At 58.1% G+C, this 14239-nt stretch carries 9 protein-coding genes; 2 read left to right on the forward strand and 7 right to left on the reverse strand.

The window, feature by feature from the left end; translation table 11 throughout:
- Positions 1-51 precede the first annotated feature (51 nt).
- From ID864_RS00405 to trxB, 7 genes are all read right to left on the reverse strand, one after another.
- The gene (locus ID864_RS00405; protein WP_048916552.1) at positions 52-882 is read right to left on the reverse strand and encodes a lipase family protein; all 831 of its coding nucleotides are present in this window, start codon (positions 880-882) and stop codon (positions 52-54) included.
- Between the two features lie 7 nt (positions 883-889).
- Positions 890-3460 carry an autotransporter family protein gene (locus ID864_RS00410; protein WP_191149248.1) on the reverse strand — a complete coding sequence of 857 codons (2571 nt, stop codon included), beginning with the start codon at positions 3458-3460 and terminating at the stop codon, positions 890-892.
- Positions 3461-3661: 201 nt separating this feature from the next.
- Positions 3662-3880 carry a translation initiation factor IF-1 gene (gene infA, locus ID864_RS00415; RefSeq protein ID WP_002211347.1) on the reverse strand — a complete coding sequence of 73 codons (219 nt, stop codon included), beginning with the start codon at positions 3878-3880 and terminating at the stop codon, positions 3662-3664.
- Positions 3881-4240: 360 nt separating this feature from the next.
- On the reverse strand, positions 4241-4933 hold the full coding sequence (gene aat / locus ID864_RS00420; RefSeq protein WP_048916550.1) for a leucyl/phenylalanyl-tRNA--protein transferase: 693 nt from the start codon (positions 4931-4933) through the stop codon (positions 4241-4243).
- Positions 4934-4964: 31 nt separating this feature from the next.
- Positions 4965-6695: a heme ABC transporter ATP-binding protein/permease CydC gene (gene cydC / locus ID864_RS00425; RefSeq protein WP_048916549.1), complete on the reverse strand. Its 1731-nt coding sequence runs from the start codon at positions 6693-6695 to the stop codon at positions 4965-4967.
- Positions 6692-8461: a heme ABC transporter permease/ATP-binding protein CydD gene (gene cydD, locus ID864_RS00430; protein WP_048916548.1), complete on the reverse strand. Its 1770-nt coding sequence runs from the start codon at positions 8459-8461 to the stop codon at positions 6692-6694. Before cydD ends, cydC begins: the two co-directional genes overlap by 4 nt.
- Before the next feature lie 146 nt (positions 8462-8607).
- Positions 8608-9573, reverse strand: coding sequence for a thioredoxin-disulfide reductase (trxB, locus tag ID864_RS00435; protein WP_048916547.1), 966 nt, complete (start codon positions 9571-9573; stop codon positions 8608-8610).
- Positions 9574-10099: 526 nt separating this feature from the next.
- Here trxB and lrp point away from each other — a divergent pair.
- Together lrp and ID864_RS00445 are read left to right on the forward strand one after the other, a co-directional pair.
- Positions 10100-10594 (forward strand): leucine-responsive transcriptional regulator Lrp, encoded by a 495-nt coding sequence (gene lrp, locus ID864_RS00440; RefSeq protein WP_006118610.1) that lies wholly within the window; start codon positions 10100-10102, stop codon positions 10592-10594.
- Between the two features lie 119 nt (positions 10595-10713).
- Positions 10714-14154, forward strand: coding sequence for a DNA translocase FtsK 4TM domain-containing protein (locus tag ID864_RS00445; RefSeq protein WP_191149249.1), 3441 nt, complete (start codon positions 10714-10716; stop codon positions 14152-14154).
- Positions 14155-14239 lie beyond the last annotated feature (85 nt).

A 14239-nucleotide genomic window follows, 5' to 3' on the forward strand; every position in this document is an offset into this window, starting at 1 on the left:
CCGTGATGTGAATAACAAAGCCTGATGAATATCATCAGGCTTTTTTTTTACCTATCGACAGGTGGGTTGCAGCCGGAGTAACGACGGCCAGAGTGCGGCCCAGCCGCCGCCGTGCGTCATTCCCGCCACGCTGACAATACGCACGCAGGCGCTGTGGCTGGCTTGCGCGTAACTCTGCGTCACGCTTTCAGGTACTACCCGATCGTCGCTGCCGGAGAAGTGGATCTGCGGTAGCCGCGCCAGGGCAGGCGCGACGTCTTTAGCATTCAGCGAGCCGGGCATTGCGCTGGCCTGATGCAGCCGGTTCACTTCCTCACTGTCCAGGTTGCCCGCCACGGTGCGCAGTGACTGGATATCGTGGCGTCTTGCCGCTACCAGCGCGGCCACCGCACCGCCGCCGGAATACCCGGTCAGCACCACCGGCTGACCGGGCGTCTGGCGCACCAGCTGGCTGACGGCATCATTCATGGCGTCAATCACTGTGGGCGCGTAGCGCAGATCGGTCCACCAGCGGGGGGAACAGCTTGGGTTACGCGTCATCGCAATGAACTGGCAGGGGCGGGCCAGGTAGATCACATTGGCAGCGCGGTCTGCGGCAGCAAGCCTGAGCGCCACAGGGTTAAAAGGTGTCGGGTCATGGGAAGGCTGGCTGGGCGTGACCCAGGCAAAGCCATCGCCCTCAATGTAGAGATGCAGCGGCTGGCGCGGATCGCTTATTCGTCCCCACCAGCTGAGAATAAAGGGCGCGGCGTGAATTTCGCCGCGCTGGAATCCCGCCGACTGCGCAATGGCCTCGGCAGTTTCAGGACGATTGGCTGAGGTACAGCCGCCGCAAAGCAGGCTGCACCCCAGTAATCCTGCGCTTAAAAACGACAGTCGCATCGGCAGATTAGAACAGCTTGCGCACTTGCAGGCTGACGGTTTGCCCCTTAAAGTGCGGAGCGGCCTGCAGGTCATAGCGCGCTTCCAGGCTCAGATCATCAGCATGGGCCAGCGTGGCACCAATACTGGCTTCGGCACTGTCTTTAGCAGGGCTGGCACCCGAAGTGGTGAAGCGCGTCTCGCCAATACTGTCTGCACTGAAGCCGGAGGAGGTTTTCATCGGGCTGCGGTCATACTGATGCGTCCACATCAGCTGTACAAACGGCGACAGCTCTCCGGCACCGGTCGACCAGCTGTGCGCCAGCTTGCTGCCGAGGCTGCTTTCGAACGACTGGCTGTGCGCGCTGTCAACGGATAATGCACTGCCGCCATCGCTGCTCTCCTGATAGCTGCCCTGATGCAGATAGCTGTAGCTCAGGCTGGCCAGCGGGGTGAGCACGGTGGCATCGCCCAGCGCCAGCGGGTAGCCAAATTCACCTTTCACTGCGGCCTGCTGACCGTGGAAATGGCTGCTGGCGCTGTCGCTAAAGCCGCTGAAGTCAACGGCGCGCTGGCTTTCGTAAGACTGGCGGGTCAGGCTGGTGCTGAGGTTGACAAACCACGGTTCGCCGGTGTAGCTGGCGTAAGCGATACCGCCCCAGGCGTCGACATCGCTGCTGTTGCCCTTCAGGTTATCAGCACCTTTTACCGAGGTACGGCTGTAGCTCAGCGCCACGCCCGCGCGCCAGTTGCCGGGCAGCTGGCGGTCAAGACCCAGCACCAGGCCGCCGTAGTGGGCGCGGTAGCCGCTGACGTTATCAGTCATTCCCTGGCGAGCACTGCCGTAGAACGGTTTGCCCCACGCCGCCCAGTCGAGGCTGTCATCACCGGTGGCGATACCGCGAGCGCTGCCGCTTTGCGCAGTGCGCAGACCGTCCAGATGGCTGCCTACAACGCCCAGTGCATCCATTGATGCGGAGGAGGTTGCGGCGGAAGCCATGCTGTTCTGTGCCGGAGCCAGCTGTTCGCCAATACGGTTAGCCTCAGCCTGCGTGGTAAGGGTTTTAGAGGCGTTAAACAGGTCGAGCAGGCCAGCAGAAAAGCCGCTGTAGCTGGAGAGACCGCTGATCGATGCTATCGCATTACCGGTGGTGGGCAGCGGTTTGGCCGCTACCGGAGCGGTTGGCGTGGTCGGCGTCACCGGGATGACCGGAATGACTGGCGTTACCGGAATGACCGGGGTGACTGGCTCTGTCGGCGTGGTCGGGGGTGAAACCGGCACCGTTGGCGTGGTCGGGGTGACTGGCGTCACTGGTGTTGGTGGAGTTACTGGTGGTGTTACAGGTGGTGTTACAGGTGGTGCGGGTTCATCGAGATAGAGGGCCAGATCGCTGGTGCTACCGTTATCGATCACTTTCGCCGTAACCACACCGTTATAGTTATCCACCACGTAGTGCAGGGCGCTGGTATTGTAGGTCGCGCTGCCTGCACTGATTGCCAGATAGCGTTGGCCGCTGGCAAAGCCATAGCTGCTGCCGGTGCTGCTTAAACGGATGGTCGAGCCGGAATCAATCAGCGCGTTGCCGCTGACGGTCAGGCGGCCATAGCCGATATCAAGCGCGCTGCCCTGGGCATACGTGGTGTCAGAAACCCCGAGATTGAGGATAGCATCTTGGGTCTGATGGTAATTGCCGCGAATGGTGAGTGGCTGAGTGACCAGCACATCAGCACGGTTGGTGAGGGTATGGCTGCCACCCAGGTCCACATTATCATTCAGCAGCAGCATTCCCCCGCCAAAGCTGACATCGGCGCCGGTGGCGACAATCTGGCCTGTCGGGTTAGCCATTACTGGACCGATGATAAAATTGTTTGCGCCTGTCAGCTGGCCCCGTCGGTCACTGCCGCCGTTAATCACCAATTCATTGCTGGAAGTGTGGATAATATTGCCAGCAATGGTACCGCTGTTATTTATGGTGCCGATGGCACCATTAAAACTGTTGGTTATTGCATTGTTAGTGGATACGTTCAAACCTGGGTTAAAGGGACCGATAAAACCGTCGTTGTTCAGCGTGGTAATCTGCCCCTGGTTGAAAATCGCCGTTTGGGTACCGGAGATAATCCCGCTTGCGGTGTTGTTTAACGCGCTCAGGGTGCCGAAATTGGCGATGCCAATACCGCTATATCGCGAACCTGAAGAGCTGTTGGTGTTGATATAACCGCTGTTGATCAGTGAGCCAATATTATTGTCGTTTTCAAGCGCTATGCCGGTATCGGAGGTGATGAAACCGGAGTTTTTCAATGTTGCGAGATCGCCGCCGTTGTACAAGCCGATAGCTGTTTGATTGTAAATGGATCCCTGATTATCAATCAGCGTAGTGGTACTGGAGTTGCGCACGGCGAACTGCTGAGTATCAGCACTCACCATGCCGTTAGGGGTGATGGTTAAGGTGTCTGTGGAAACCACGTAAGGGGCAGCATACGAGGAGTCGTTAATCTCATTGCTGGGTACGGGCGTCGCGTGGGCCAGGGCTGAACTTTGCGCTGCTGTCAGGACAATGACCAGCGGTTTAAGCGGGAAAGCGTGAAGCGTTTTTTTCATTATTATTGCCACCATCAGAGTTATCAGAGCTGATTCATTCAGCTATTTTTAAGAATATTCTGATTTATCGGCACGGCCTGAAGGCACTTTAGCGGGGCTGGAAAATATATTTGGCGCATAAAAAAACCGGACTGAGAGCAGTCCGGTTTGGATTATCAGTGCGGCAAGCGTTAACGCGGCAGCACGGCAGAATGGGGCAAATTAGCGACTACGGAAGACAATGCGGCCTTTGCTCAGGTCGTACGGGGTCAGCTCTACAGTGACTTTGTCGCCCGTCAGGATGCGGATATAGTTTTTGCGCATTTTACCGGAGATATGAGCGGTAACCACGTGACCGTTTTCCAATTCAACGCGGAACATGGTGTTAGGTAACGTATCGAGTACGGTACCCTGCATTTCAATATTGTCTTCTTTGGCCATCGAATCCTCTAGGTGGACTACCTTAGTTTTGAACCGGCAAGATAATGCCGAATTTCACGTATTAAGTAAAGAATTGTGGATGAATTCACCCACATCAACCCCTCTAAAGCGCACACCTGCGCAGACGGGTTACGTTTAAATCTGGAGTAAATGGCGTCAGCGTGGGGGAACAGCGGGCTAAGAATCTGTTTAAATATGCTTTTGTCGCACGATTAAAACAGTTCTGACAAGGTGCGTTGAGATTCCCAGCCTGGTATTCCGCATCACCATCTTGTACCGGTGAAAGGCGGACGACATACCAAACGCGCATATTATATCACTGTTCTCATCGGCATGCCTGAAAAACATCGGGGAATTGCATTAAAAAAGCCGCTGCGGTTGCCAGCAGCCGGTGATAAGTGGCTGATGTGCGAGGGAATAGACGTATTGCAGATAGCGGGCGCGCGCGATCTCTTCTGCGCCGAGTGAGGCGGTGTGAGGGTTAAGCACTTGGCAGTCTATCAGCTTTCCGCCCTGGCGATGGAACCACTCGCTAAATACCAGCAGTGCCGTTTTGGAGGCATTCTCCCGCCGGCTGAACATCGACTCACCGCAAAAAATTTGCCCGAGCGCCAGCCCATACATGCCGCCCACCAGTTCATCGCCGAACCACACTTCAACCGACTGCGCATGCCCGAGTTCGAAAAGCTTGAGCCAGGCGCGCTTCACCTCAAAGGTGATCCAGGTACCTTCCTGGCGATCGCTGGCGCAGCCCTCGATCACTTGCTGAAAGTCCTGATTGATTGTCACCCGGTAGGGTGACCTGCTGTGAAAGCGTTTCATGCTGCGGCTGAGGTGAAAGGCTTCGGGTAACAGCACGGCGCGCGGATCGGGTGACCACCACAGGATAGGATCGCCAGGGGAAAACCACGGGAAGATCCCCTTATGGTAGGCATTTAGCAGACGAGCCGGGCTAAGGTCGCCGCCCATCGCCAGCAGGCCATTAGGTTCCCGCAGCGCCATTTCTGGCGGCGGGAAGTTTAACGATTCGCGTGAAAGCTGTATCAGGCGCATCCGCAGATTCTCAACAGGGCAGAGCTAATGACTATAGCGCAAAGCGCTGCAGAAAAGTCCAGTAGCGACCCTGTTTTGCGACTAATTCGGCATGATTTCCCTGTTCGATGATTTCGCCGCTGTCCATAACGCAAATCCGGTCAAAATGTGCCAGGCCGCGCAGGCGGTGGGTGACCATGATGAGGGTTTTGTTTTGTGCCACCTGGCGCAGCAGCGCGAGGATCTGCTGTTCGGTCTCCGCATCCAGCCCTTCGGTCGGCTCATCCAGCAGCATCAGATCGCCGCCGTGCAGCAGCGCACGCGCCAGTCCCAGGCGGCGCAGTTCGCCACCCGACAGCTGACGGCCGCCTTCACCAAGCCAGGCGTTGAGACCCTGATTGTTTTCCAGCAGTTTCTCCAGCCCGACCTGCTGCAGCGCGGCGCTCAGCTGTTCATCGCTCGCGTCGGGCGCGGCCAGCAGCAGGTTATCGCGCAGCGTGCTGCTGAACAGATGCACGCGCTGGGTGACGACGCTGGTGCGCGCGCGCAGGTCGGCTTCGCTGTACTGGTCAAGCGGCTGGCCATTGAGCTGAATAGTGCCGTGTTGAGGATCCCAGGCGCGCGTCAGCAGCTGCAGCAGCGTCGACTTGCCGCATCCAGTGCGACCCAGCAGCGCTATGTGTTCGCCTGGTGTGATATCCAGAGAGAGATCTCTGATCGCCAGCGGCGCGTTGTCAGCGTAGCCGAAGCTGATGTTGCTCAACGTGAGCGCAGCCTGTCCCGAGGCCTGCGTCGTAGCCTGGCGGAAGGTGACCGCCGGGCGCTGTTCGATAATCTGCGTTACGCGCTGCGCGGAGGCAATCACATGGCCAAGATGCTGGAAAGCGGTGCCCACCGGACCGAGTGCTTCGAACGCGGAGAGTGCACAGAAGACAAACAGCGCAATATACGCACCCGGATACGGGTCGCCACCAATGCCTGCGGCACTCAGCCACAGCATCAGCGTGACGGCAATTCCGCCCATCAGCATCACCAGCCCCTGTGACAGCCCTGTCAGGCTGGCCTGGCGCTGCTGTGCGCTGAGCCAGGCCTGTTCCGTGGCATCCATCGCGTCACGAAAGCGCTGTGCCGCACCGTACAGGCTCAGCTCTGCCTGGCCCTGGAGCCAGCGCGTCAGGCCGCTACGATACTCGCCGCGCAGGCGGGTAAGATCGGCGCCGACGGGCAGCCCGGCACGGTAAAACAGCGGTGGCAGTGCGACCAGTGTCAGCAGCATCAGGCCGCCGAGCGTCAGGGCCAGATAAGTATCAAGGAAGCTCAGGCCAAAAGTGACCACGACAATCACCACCAGCGCCCCGACCAGCGGTGAAATCACCCGCAGGTAGAGGTGATCGAGCGTGTCGACATCCGCCACCAGTCGGTTAAGCAGCTCTCCCTGGCGGAAGCGGGCAATGCCGGCAGGGGAGAGCGGCAACAGCTTACTGAAGGTAAACACCCGCAGATGCTGCAGCACGCGGAAGGTGCCGTCATGGCTCACCAGGCGCTCAAGATAACGCGCGACGGTGCGGCTGATGGCGGCACCGCGTACTCCGGCGGCGGGCAGCATATAGTTAAAGCTGTAAATCCCTGCGACACCGGCCAGTGAGGTAGCGGCGAGGAACCAGCCGGACAGCGTAATCAGGCCGATGCTGGCCAGCAGCGTCACCACCGCCAGCAGCATGCCGAACAGCAGGCGCAGAATGTGGCGACGATACAGTTTTAAAAACGGCAGCAGGGTTTTCATTCAAGCGATCCTCCGCGCTGAGCCAGCAGGTCAGCAAATGCGCCGGGCTGATTCGCCAGCGTCTGCCAACGGCCCTGTTGGACAATTTTACCGTCGCGCATCAGCCAGATTTCATCCCACTGTGACAGGCGGTCGAGCTGATGGGTGATTAACAGCGTGCTTTGCGCATGCGAAGCCGCCAGCAGCGCGTGATTGACGTGCTGCTCGCTGTGCGCATCAAGGCTGGCATCAGGTTCATCCAGCAGCAGCAGCTGGCAGGGCTTCATCAACGCGCGGGCAACGGCAACGCGCTGCGCCTGGCCAACCGACAGGCTGGCAGCCTGATCGCCGGTTTCACTGTCCAGCCCGGCAGGCAGGCGCGGCAGAAACTCATTGACCCCGGCAAGTTCCAGCACCTGCTGCAAACGGGCTTCATCGTGGTTGCCGCTTAGCAGAATATTCTGCCGCAGCGTGCTGGCGGGAAGATGCGGGTTTTGCCCCACCCACGCCAGCTGCTGCTGCCAGTGGGGCAGGGCAATATCGCGTAATTCGACGCCGTTAACCTGTAACGATCCCTGATAGGGCAGATAGCCGAGCAGCACGTTCATCAGCGAGGTTTTCCCGGCGCCGCTTTGCCCGACCAGCGCCACGCGCTGCCCTGGCTGCAGGGTGAAGCTAAGTGGCCCGGCGAGCTGACTGCCGTCAGCGGTGACGATCGTCAGATCGGTCGCGACCAGGCTTAAGCCATGGTGTAATTCAGGCGTGAGTTCACCACGCTGGAGCGCCGCGCCTTCACTCTCTTCAATAAAGGTTTGTAGTGCATCGGCAGCACCCACAGCCTGGGCCTTGGCATGATAGAACGCCCCCAGATCGCGCAGCGGCTGGTAAAACTCAGGCGCCAGGATCAGCACCAGGAAACCGGCAAACATCGTCACCGCACCGCTGTAGTGGCCGAAGTCGAACACGCCAAGATAGGAGAAACCGAAATAGACAGCGATCAGAGCAATTGAGATAGAGGCAAAGAACTCCAGCACCGCCGAGGAGAGGAAGGCCATGCGCAGCACTTCCATGGTGCGCTGGCGGAATTGCTCGGAAGCCTCGGCAATGTTTGCCGTTTCAGCCTCGGCACGGTGAAACAGGCGCAGCGTTTCCAGCCCGCGCAGGCGGTCAAGAAACTGCCCGCTCAGGCGCGCCAGTGCCTGGAAGTTGCGGCGGTTGGCATCTGCGGCGCCCATACCGACCATCGCCATAAACAGCGGGATCAGCGGCGCGGTGGCGAGCAGGATCAGCGAAGCCGCCCAGTTAACCGGGAATAGTAGGATAAGCACCAGCAGCGGGATAATCCCCGCCAGCATCATCTGCGGCAGATAGCGCGCGTAGTAATCCTGCATCTCTTCGATCTGCTCCAGCAGCAGGGTAGCCCAGCTGCCGGCAGGTTTGCCCTGAACCCAGGCGGGGCCGAGATCGGAGAGGCGGTTAAGCACCTGCTGGCGCAGCGCCTGGCGGATCGCCTGACCCGTTTTGAACCCCACCTTTTCCCGCAGCCACGCCAGCCAGGCGCGCGCCGCAAAGCAGGCCAGCAGCAGAATAAAATGCAGCAGTTGCGTATCGCGCGGTTGATGATCAACCAGCAGCGCCTGCAGCAGCGAGGCGAGGAACCAGGCCTGCGCGAGGATCAGGAGCGCACTTAACGTGCCCAGCATGTAGGAGAGACGCAGCCAGCGATGGCCGTGCACACTCTGACTTTTCAACCAGCGGGTGAGTTGTTGTTGCCGTGTTTTATTCATCTGTTGCCGTGTTGCCCTGACGTAAACAGTAGTGAGGCAAAGCCCCAGGAAGATCGGTGTCAAGCGCGGCAATGTTACAATGGGGAGGGTGAAAAGGCGACAATTGCTCGTCGCCTTGGGCAAGATTAGCTCAGAGTTTTAACAACTTACTGATTATTTTTAACCAAACCGTCAAGATAACGCTCGGCATCCAGCGCGGCCATACAGCCGGTACCGGCGGAAGTAATCGCCTGACGATAGATATGGTCCATGACATCTCCGGCGGCAAACACGCCCGGGATGCTGGTCTGAGTTGCGTTGCCATGGATGCCGGACTGCACCTTGATGTAGCCGTTTTCCAACTCCAGCTGACCGTTAAAGATTGCAGTGTTCGGGCTGTGGCCGATCGCGACAAACAGTCCGGCAACGTCCAGTGTCTTAGTCTGGTCATCTTTGGTCGAACGCAAGCGCAGGGAGCTGACGCCCATCTGGTCGCCCAGCACTTCGTCCAGAGTATGATCGGTATGCAGCACGATATTGCCGTTTCTCACCTTCTCATTCAGGCGGTCGATGAGGATTTTTTCTGCACGGAAGCTGTCGCGACGGTGAATCAGGTGCACCTCAGCCGCGATATTCGCCAGATAGAGCGCTTCTTCCACTGCGGTATTACCGCCGCCAATCACCGCGACTTTCTGATTGCGATAGAAGAAACCGTCACAGGTTGCGCAGGCGGAGACGCCGCGGCCTTTAAATGCCTCTTCTGACGGCAGGCCGAGGTAGCGAGCCGAGGCACCGGTAGCGATGATCAGGGCATCCGCCGTGTACTCACCTTCGTCGCCGGTCAGGCGGAAAGGGCGGTTCTGCAGGTCGACGCTGTGGATATGGTCGAAGATGATCTCGGTATTGAATTTCACCGCGTGCTCATGCATACGCTCCATCAGCAGGGGGCCGGTCAGTTCGTTAGCATCACCCGGCCAGTTTTCCACGTCGGTGGTGGTGGTCAGCTGGCCGCCTTTTTCCAGCCCGGTGATCAGCACCGGGTTGAGGTTGGCGCGTGCAGCATACACCGCTGCGGTGTAGCCCGCCGGGCCGGAACCCAGAATCAGTAATTTACTGTGTTTCGCCGTACTCATGAGACCCTCATTATTTAACTGGCAAACAGATGCAGCGATTGTAGGGAATTTGCCGGGGCAAAAAAAGCGTTCTGCAATTTTGTTAACAATTAATGAAAAAGGTTTAACCAATCGTGGGCCAGGCAAACGACTGCGCTGTCTGCAAAACAGACTATATGGCCCGGACTATGCCATTTTAAGTCAAAAATAGTCATTGAAAAACAGAGAGACAGCCACTGCTATGGCATGTTGTACTGATTTTATTTGTTTTGCTTTGACAATCGGCTGAGCTTTTGCGAAAACATTATGAGAAGCAGAGGGAATTCGGCCCGCTCTTCCAGGATTTCATCCCGGATTTTCTATTTATGGCCGGATAAACTCAGCCTGTTATGTGCAATGACTCATGGTGTGGACAGACAACATGCGTCAGGTAGATAAAGCGATTAGTCCCGCAACAGGCTCACTGTCTTCACTTAGATCAACCCTGTTACATTAATGGCGTTCAGGGTATGGCAGGTAGGGAAGGATTTTAAGAGAGACAATAATAATGGTAGACAATAAAAAACGACCTGGTAAAGACCTCGACAGAATCGACCGCAATATCCTGAATGAGCTGCAGAAGGACGGTCGTATTTCTAACGTCGAGCTTTCCAAACGCGTAGGGTTATCCCCAACGCCATGTCTGGAGCGCGTGCGCCGCCTGGAGCGTCAGGGCTTCATTCTCGGTTATACCGCACAGTTAAACCCGCACTACCTGGATGCTTCTCTGCTGGTATTCGTTGAGATTACTCTGAATCGTGGTGCGCCGGATGTGTTTGAGCAATTTAACGCCGCCGTGCAAAAACTTGAGGAAACTCAAGAGTGTCACCTGGTTTCCGGTGATTTCGACTACCTGTTGAAAACCCGCGTGCCAGACATGTCTGCATATCGTAAACTGCTCGGCGAAACCTTGCTGCGTCTGCCGGGCGTGAACGATACCCGTACCTATGTGGTCATGGAAGAAGTGAAACAAAGTAACCGGTTAGTGATTAAAACGCGGTAACACAGGGCAGGTGCAAAACCTGGTAGTTTTCGGTACACTCCTGTGAATTCATACAGGTTCAGCGTCGGGCATGCCCGGCGCTGTTGCCTTCATAGTTTACAGGCACCTGGAGAGTACTCTTGAGCCAGGAATACACAGAAGATAAAGAAGTTTCGTTACAACCGCTGAGCAGTGGGCGTCGCCTGCTGGAAGCGTTACTGATTATTGTTGCTCTTTTCGCCGTTTATCTGATGGTGGCGTTGATGAGCTTCAACCCTTCCGATCCCAGCTGGTCGCAAACCGCCTGGCATGAACCCATCCACAATTTAGGTGGGGGGGTAGGGGCCTGGCTTGCTGACACGCTGTTCTTTATTTTCGGCGTGATGGCGTACGCCCTTCCTCCGGTGATTTTAGGCCTGTGCTGGATCACCTTCCGTCAGCGTCATTCTCAGGATTACATCGACTACTTCGCGGTAGCACTACGTCTGATCGGCGTGCTGGCGCTGGTAGTGACCTCCTGTGGCCTGGCCGCGCTGAATGCCGATGATATTTGGTACTTTGCCTCTGGCGGCGTGATCGGCAGCCTGCTGAGTAACGCGATGGCCGCCTATTTCAGCGGTCCCGGCGGCACGTTGACGCTGCTGTGCATCTGGGCGGCGGGCCTGACGCTCTACACGGGCTGGTCCTGGCTGACGATTGCCGAGAAAATTGGCGGTGTAGTGATGGGGGTCTTAACCTTCGCCAGCAACCGCTCGCGCGCCGATGAAAAATGGCATGAAGAGGATGACGAAGCCTATCAGGAAGACGATCGTCCTGCGCGAGAGTCCACCGCGCCAATAATGAAACGCAGCGCGCAGGCGGACGATGCAGACGATGTGCTGCTGGCAAAACCGCAGCCAATTTATGCTGATGTTGAGGATGGCGAGCAGCACGATCCGCTGTTGGCGAAACCCGCTGTTGCTGCTGCCGGTGCTGCGGCGGCCAGCGAAGTGGCTGCGGCGCAGCCTGCCGCTCCACAAATCTCAGCGGCGCAGGTTGAAGCTCCTGCCGCAGCGCCAGCGGCACCCGTTCAGGTTTCAACCCCGGTTGAACCCGCTCAGCCGCCGTTATACCGCTTTGAAGTGCCTGCCGCAGCTGAGACCCCGGCACCTTCTGTTCCGGTTCAGCCGATGGAAGATGACGACGGTCCGCAGATGGGCAACTGGCGCGATACGGCAACCTCCTCGCCGTTTGATTTCTCGACGCAGCATGCCTCTCACCCCGCTTCCGTCGCTGCGGCGGCAACCGGTGTGGCCATTGGCGCCGTGGCGCAGTCTGCCACCTCCAATACGCCGTTTATGCCGGGCTTCACCGCCACCAGCGGTGATGAACTTAATCCGCAGGTGAAGCAGGGCATTGGTCCTGAACTGCCGCGCCCGAACCCGGTGAAACTGCCAACCCGTCGCGAGCTGGCTTCCTACGGCATTAAGCTGCCTTCGCAGCGCATGGCGGAAGAGAAAGCTAAACAGCAGGAGCAGAGTCAGGCTCAGCCTCAGGCCTCTTATCACGCTGAAGTCGATGACGAGCAGGATGCAGCGGAACAGGCACAGCTGCGCGAAGCGTTCTTCGCTCAGCAGCAGCAGCGCTACGGCGAAGAGTTTGCCGCTGAAGATGAGGAAGCTCTGGAGCAGGCTGCACTGGCTCGCCAGTTTGCCGACCAGCAACAGCAGCGTTATGCGGCCGAGCCGCAGAACAGCGCGCCAACCTTTAACCTTGATACTGCCGGTGCGTTTGATTTCTCACCAATGGACGATCTGGTTGATGACGGCCCAGCTGAGCCGCTGTTCACGATCGCTGCCGCGCCGGAAGTGGAGCCTGTAGCCCCGCAGCCAGCACAATGGCAGCAGCCGGAAAGCGCGCCGCAGCAACCTGCCGCCTGGCAACAGCCTGCTCAGGCCCCGGCCGCTCAACAGCCGGTTGCCCCTTCATGGCAGGCCAGTGCGCCTGCAGCGCCGCAGCCGGTTGCCGCTGAAGCACCTAAGCCGCAGGAGCCGGATATGGACAGCCTGATCCACCCGTTCCTGATGCGCCATGAACAGCCGACGTATAAACCGACGACGCCACTGCCTACGCTCGATCTGCTCTCGTCGCCTCCGGCGGAAACCGAGCCGGTCGATCAGTTTGCCCTGGAACAGACCTCGCGCCTGATTGAGGCACGTCTGGCTGACTACCGCGTTAAAGCGGAGGTTGTGGGTTCTTCACCTGGCCCGGTGATCACCCGTTTCGAGCTGGATCTGGCACCGGGTGTCAAAGCGGCGCGTATTTCCAACCTGTCGCGCGACCTGGCCCGTTCCCTCTCAGCCGTTGCGGTGCGTGTGGTGGAAGTGATCCCTGGCCGCCCCTATGTTGGCCTTGAGTTGCCAAACCTGCATCGCCAGACGGTTTACCTGCGTGAAGTGCTGGACTGCCCGGCGTTCCGTGATAATCCGTCGCCGCTATCTATCGTACTGGGTAAAGATATTTCCGGCGATCCGGTGGTGGCCGATCTTGGCAAAATGCCGCACCTGCTGGTTGCCGGTACGACCGGTTCCGGTAAGTCGGTCGGCGTAAACGCCATGATCCTCAGCATCCTGTATAAAGCCACGCCGAAAGAGGTGCGCTTTATCATGATCGACCCGAAAATGCTTGAGCTGTCGGTTTATGAAGGTATTCCGCATCTGTTAACTGACGTCGTTACCGACATGAAGGATGCAGCCAATGCACTGCGCTGGTGTGTGGTGGAGATGGAGCGCCGCTACAAGCTGATGTCGGCACTTGGCGTGCGTAATATTGCGGGCTACAACGAAAAAGTGGATATGGCTGATGCCATGGGCCGCCCAATTCCCGACCCGTTCTGGAAACCGACCGACAGCATGGATATGACGCCGCCAGTGCTGGAGAAAGAACCGTACATCGTGGTGATGGTCGACGAATTTGCCGACCTGATCATGACCGTCGGGAAAAAGGTGGAAGAGCTGATCGCTCGCCTGGCGCAGAAAGCGCGTGCAGCGGGTATTCACCTGGTGCTGGCAACGCAGCGTCCGTCAGTCGATGTCATTACCGGCCTGATTAAAGCTAACATCCCGACGCGTATCGCCTTTACCGTCTCCAGCAAAATTGACTCACGTACCATCCTCGATCAGGGCGGTGCCGAATCTCTGCTGGGAATGGGGGACATGCTTTATCTGGCGCCAAACTCATCGATTCCGGTGCGTGTTCACGGCGCGTTTGTGCGCGACCAGGAAGTCCACGCCGTAGTGGCTGACTGGAAGGCGCGCGAACGTCCTCAGTATAAAGAGGGCATTCTCAGCGGTGGTGAGGATAGCGAGGCCGGCGGCGGCGGTATCGACGGTGATGAAGAGCTGGACCAGCTGTTTGACCAGGCGGTGCAGTTCGTCGTTGATAAGCGTCGCGCGTCGATCTCCGGCGTCCAGCGTCAGTTCCGCATCGGCTACAACCGTGCGGCGCGCATTATCGAACAGATGGAAGCGCAGGGAATTGTCTCCTCTCCGGGCCATAATGGTAACCGCGAGGTGCTGGCACCACCGCCGCACGAAATGTAACAATCACTCCGGGCCGGCCACGTTGGCTGGCCCGTTGTTTTTTTGCCAGCAGTCCCCATATCTGCTCAGTGCCGCCGGGGAATTC

Origin of the sequence: Erwinia aphidicola (assembly GCF_014773485.1) — a bacterium.
Taxonomy (GTDB): Bacteria; Pseudomonadota; Gammaproteobacteria; order Enterobacterales; family Enterobacteriaceae; genus Erwinia; species Erwinia aphidicola.

Excerpts from the sequence above, each read along its gene's own strand:
- ID864_RS00405 (WP_048916552.1), bottom strand. The coding sequence starts at position 882 with ATGCGACTGTCGTTTTTAAGCGCAGGATTACTGGGGTGCAGCCTGCTT.
- ID864_RS00410 (WP_191149248.1), bottom strand. The coding sequence starts at position 3,460 with ATGAAAAAAACGCTTCACGCTTTCCCGCTTAAACCGCTGGTCATTGTC.
- infA (WP_002211347.1), bottom strand. The coding sequence starts at position 3,880 with ATGGCCAAAGAAGACAATATTGAAATGCAGGGTACCGTACTCGATACG.
- aat (WP_048916550.1), bottom strand. The coding sequence starts at position 4,933 with ATGCGCCTGATACAGCTTTCACGCGAATCGTTAAACTTCCCGCCGCCA.
- cydC (WP_048916549.1), bottom strand. The coding sequence starts at position 6,695 with ATGAAAACCCTGCTGCCGTTTTTAAAACTGTATCGTCGCCACATTCTG.
- cydD (WP_048916548.1), bottom strand. The coding sequence starts at position 8,461 with ATGAATAAAACACGGCAACAACAACTCACCCGCTGGTTGAAAAGTCAG.
- trxB (WP_048916547.1), bottom strand. The coding sequence starts at position 9,573 with ATGAGTACGGCGAAACACAGTAAATTACTGATTCTGGGTTCCGGCCCG.
- lrp (WP_006118610.1), top strand. The coding sequence starts at position 10,100 with ATGGTAGACAATAAAAAACGACCTGGTAAAGACCTCGACAGAATCGAC.